A 1099-nucleotide genomic window follows, 5' to 3' on the forward strand; every position below is an offset into this window, starting at 1 on the left:
CAGTAGAACGTTGTTCCACATAACGCACTTTATCGGCAGGCAACAAGCTCGCTTTGTAATCCAAACCAATTTGATGGGCTATCGCTTCCGCACTGCGTGGGTTGTCCCCCGTCAACATCACAGAACTCACGCCCAACATTTTCAACGTGGCGATTGCCTGTTGAGCATCTTGACGAAGAGTATCTTGCCACGCGATCACGCCAATAACTTCGTAATCGTGACGAACGATCACCACGGTTTTGCCTTGTTCTTCCAGTTCAATAACACGTTGTTCAACTTTCGAAGAAACAGGGAAGTCCGCTTTTGATGGCGCAATAACTTGCACTAATTTACCGTTCACCAAACCTGTTACACCAGAGCCGACTTGAGCAGTTTTATCACTTGCCTCAGGAATCGAAACGCCTTGTTCTTCAGCCCGCTTCACTAATGAAACCGCTAAAGGATGGCTTGACCCCATCTCGATAGAAGCCGTTAAACTCAGTAGTGTTTCTTCTGTTACATCATAAGTCACCACGTCCGTTACTTGCGGTTTACCTTGTGTCAACGTGCCTGTTTTATCAAACGCGACCGACTCCACTTTGCCAAGCAACTCAAGCGCTGCCCCACCTTTGATCAATGCACCACGGCGTGCCGCAGCAGCCAGACCCGACGTAATCGCAGCAGGCGTTGAAATAACCAAGGCACAAGGACAAGCGATTAAGAGCAATGCTAAACCACGGTACACCCATGTTTCCCAAGGTTGAGCGAACAGTAATGGTGGCGTAACGATAACGGCAAGAGACACCAGCATCATAAGTGGCGTGTACCAGCGACTGAATTTATCGAGGAATCGTTCTAACGGCGCTTTGCGCGATTCAGCTTCTTCAATCAAATGAAGGATGCGGTCAATGGCATTTTCACCTTGGCGGGAGGTCACTTGCACCTGCACTACTTTATCGACTACCACCGCCCCCGCCATGATTTTCCCGCCTTCTTCATGCTCAACAGGAACTGATTCACCGGTCAATGCACTTTCATCAAAGCTGGCTAACGTCGTCATCAATACACCATCAGCTGGCAAACGACCGCCAGGTGCCACTTCAATGACGTCCCCAGGTTG

Annotated in this window: 1 protein-coding gene; it reads right to left on the minus strand. The window is 49.5% G+C overall.

Annotated features, from left to right (window positions below; all coding sequences use genetic code 11):
* On the minus strand, nt 1-1099 hold a 1099-nt coding region (locus tag R8O11_RS25115), incomplete at both ends, for a heavy metal translocating P-type ATPase (protein WP_318194597.1).

It is taken from the genome of Vibrio sp. 1288 (assembly GCF_033344475.1).